Origin of the sequence: Megasphaera sp. DJF_B143 (genome assembly GCF_900320625.1) — a bacterium.
Lineage (GTDB): Bacteria > Bacillota > Negativicutes > Veillonellales > Megasphaeraceae > Megasphaera > Megasphaera hexanoica.
This window is the reverse complement of sequence record NZ_ONTA01000255.1, coordinates 1-3,271: the sequence shown is the minus strand read 5'-3', so window position 1 is coordinate 3,271 and position 3,271 is coordinate 1. Positions and strand designations below refer to the sequence as shown.

General features: G+C 54.3%; 3 protein-coding genes and 1 pseudogene. 2 read left to right on the top strand and 2 right to left on the bottom strand.

The genetic code is table 11. From position 1 onward, the window contains the following. Together DBO31_RS07550 and thiS are read right to left on the bottom strand one after the other, a co-directional pair. Nucleotides 1-325, bottom strand: a pseudogene (locus DBO31_RS07550) (thiazole synthase); the annotation flags it as partial. A 54-nt stretch (nucleotides 326-379) separates the two neighbouring features. Further along, nucleotides 380-574 (bottom strand): sulfur carrier protein ThiS, encoded by a 195-nt coding sequence (gene thiS, locus DBO31_RS07545; RefSeq protein WP_059076523.1) that lies wholly within the window; start codon nucleotides 572-574, stop codon nucleotides 380-382. A 256-nt stretch (nucleotides 575-830) separates the two neighbouring features. Between thiS and DBO31_RS07540 the strand changes: the two genes are divergently transcribed. Further along, nucleotides 831-2,108 (top strand): hexokinase, encoded by a 1,278-nt coding sequence (locus DBO31_RS07540; protein WP_150824846.1) that lies wholly within the window; start codon nucleotides 831-833, stop codon nucleotides 2,106-2,108. Nucleotides 2,109-2,238: 130 nt separating this feature from the next. Continuing rightward, nucleotides 2,239-3,271 (top strand): PLP-dependent aminotransferase family protein (locus DBO31_RS07535; RefSeq protein WP_150824845.1); only part of this gene is annotated, 1,033 nt, incomplete at its 3' end.

Sequence of the window (3,271 nt, the reverse complement as noted above, 5' to 3'; positions counted from 1 at the left end):
GAAGCAGGTATTTGGAATCGCGCATGACTTCGATTTTAATGAAATCACCGCAGCCGATTTCACGGGAAAGGCGGGCGATGCGGACGGCTTCTTCGGCCGTGCGGGCGCTCGACGTATTCGGCAGGAGGGTTACGCCTTTGGGAATAAAATCGAGGATATTGTCTTTCTGTCCGGCTTCTACACGGCGCAGGGCCATGGTGACGATTTGGGCGCCTGCCTGATCGACGGCGGCTTTGATCAGATCGACTGAAAATTTACCGGAACCTAAGATAAAGCGGGATGTGAATTCATGACCGCCAAGTACGAGTTTGTCATCATTTTCCATGGGAATCACTCCTTGATTCATAATATAAGATAAGAACGCCGTATGCTGTCTGTATCAGCCGCCTCCTACGAAATGGACGATTTCCATCGAATCGCCATCGTGGAGGGTTACGGCGGCATACGTCTTGCGCGGTACGATAGCACCGTTTAGTTCAATGGCGATGCGGTCGCAGCGATAACCTTCCTGTTCGAGGAAGGCCTGCAAATTCTGCCCGGCCGCGGCCACATCATTGCCGTTTATCCTGACCATGCTGAGTCTCCTTTCCGCGTGGGGAATAGAAAAATAAAGAGACCGCACGAAGAATTACACCCAAGGTGGTGTACCCCTTCGTGCGGCCTCTTCCGGTCTCACTCTACGTCCCATTATAGTGAAATATGAAAAAATGTCAATGTGCATTTTGTCACATATAACAGCTGTTACAAAAATTTTACGTAAAAATTTTATCGTCATCTCCTGTTGTAGTATAATATTTATAACGATAGCGAAACAGACAGGGGGACTGTACATGGGCCGGAAAGCAAGTGGCAACTGGATGAATATTGCGCAGCATTTTTATTGGAGTGATGAACAGCTGCAGTATTTTGCAGCGTCCTTCCGGCAGCAGCTGGAAGCGGCGGAAACGGGAGCCCCATCGTCTCTTTCAGCGTTGCCGTCCTATATGGATCTGCCAGATGGCAGCGAGAAGGGTACGTATCTGGCCCTGGATTTCGGCGGGACCAATGTGCGCGCTTCCCGTATCCGTCTTTTGGGCGGGCACTGCTTTATTATTGATAAAATTGTCTCTCATCCTTTGCGGAAAGAAGGAGAATACGATTATACGACGAAGGAGACGCGGGCAGAGGAGCTTTTTGATTTTATCGCGGCTACTGTAGAGGAAGCGGCCGGAGGCAATGTGGACTGTGCCCTGGGACATACCTTTTCCTATGAAGTCAGCCAGTCCGACTGTCACGACGCGCGCCTGGTACAGTGGTCTAAGGAAATGGCCGTTGCCGGCGTGGAAGGAAATTGGATCAACCAATTGCTGAAAGAGGCGCTCCGGCGCCGCGGTCTCGACCGGATCCGTCCGGCAGCGCTGATTAATGATACGACAGCCGTGCTCATGGCTGCAGCTTATCAATACCGCCATACCCATATTGGCGTCATTTGCGGGACGGGGTTTAATATTTGTTATTACGAACCAGAGAAGTCCATGGTCATCAACCTGGAAGCGGGTGATTTCGATGGGATGCCGCGAAATCAATGGGATGAACGGGTAGACGAAGTGACGCGCTTTCCCGGCCGCCATATGCTGGAAAAAATGGTCAGTGGCGCCTATCTCGGTTCTATCTATAGAGAGACATTGAAGACGTATTTTGATACGGACGATATCCCGCCGTGCACGACACCGGAAATGAACCGCATTGTAACGGCTGGCAATCCCGATGATGCCCGCCTGCGCCTGAGCCGCCTGCTGAACCGCATCGTCGCTCCCGCTGATGTAGAGCCGCTGCGCAATCTGGCCGGGACGATTCTCGTGCGGACGGCACAGCTTTCCGGCGCTGCCTGCTATGGAATCCTGCAGCATCTGTATCCTAAAGGCCATATTTCCCGCCAGTCCATTGCCATTGAAGGGGGGCTCCTGAGTCATATCCGCGGAGGGCTCCTCATGTTTGACGATGCCCTGTATGGCTGTGCGGCCCGGCGGGGTCATTCCCGGCAGCAGGGGATTCCCGTGGAAGCGGCACTGGTCTATGATGGCCCGTCGGTCGGGGCAGCCATTGCAGCGGCCGTAGCTGACAGCTGATGCCATACGGTCCGGTTTGTCGGCATTTCTCCTATAAATGTGCCTGTCAGCTCTTTTCACCAGAACTGTTTTTCGATACAATAAAGGGTAGGCTTATCGTAAATTTGCCTTGATTATTACCGGGGGACCTATGCTGCAAATCGACACTCTTAGCAAAATACCGTACTATGTACAAATATATGCCTATTACCGCGATGAAATTACGGCCCGCCGGATGCCGGCAGGGATGAAGATGGCTTCAGTGCGCGAACTATCCCAGCGGGCCGGCGTCAGCAAGATGACCGTCGAAAAGGCCTATTACCAGCTTGCCAGTGAAGGATACATCATCCGCCGGACCAAGGCGCGGTATGAAGTAGCCGATATTGCCTTTCCGCAGAAAAAAGAACGGCCCGTGTACCGTCAGCCGGAAAAGCAGGAAATACAGCCGCCGGTCGTCTATGATTTTGGCAGCGGGGACATGGATATGGAACGCTTCCCTATGACGGTCTGGCGCAAGCTGATGAACCGCGTCCTGAGTGAGCCGGCATATCTTCTGGCCAATCAGGATGAACAGGGAGCACCTGTCCTGCGGCAGGCGCTGAGTGAATATGTCTACCAGAGCCGCGGCGTCCATGCCGATCCGGAGGCGATACTGATCGGTTCGGGAACCATTCCGCTTCTGGCCGTCCTTGCCAGTCTGCTCCGGCCCGATTATGAGTGTATCGCCGTGGAAGAGCCGGGATTCCGCCTGGGAAGGGAACTATTCCGCAGCCGCGGATTTTCGCTGCAGCCCGTACCGGTGCGGGACGGGCTGTTGTCTATGGATATATTGGAACGGAGCGGGGCGCGTCTGGTATATGTCAGTCCGTCCCATCAGTTCCCTACGGGAACAGTCATGCCGGCCGGTATGCGCTACGACCTGCTTCACTGGGCAGGCGACCACGATGGCATGATCGTCGAAGATGATTATGACAGTGAACTGCGCTATTACGGCCGTCCCGTGCCTGCCCTGCAGGGAATGGACAAGGCCGGCCGCGTCATCTACATGGGGGCACTGTCCAAAGTGCTGCCGCCATTTGTGCGTCTTAGTTACATGGTCCTTCCGCCACCGCTTCTTGGCAGGTATCGGCAGAGCCGCGCCCTGTTCCGCCAGGGCGCTTCTGTGCTGGAACAGTGTGTCCTTG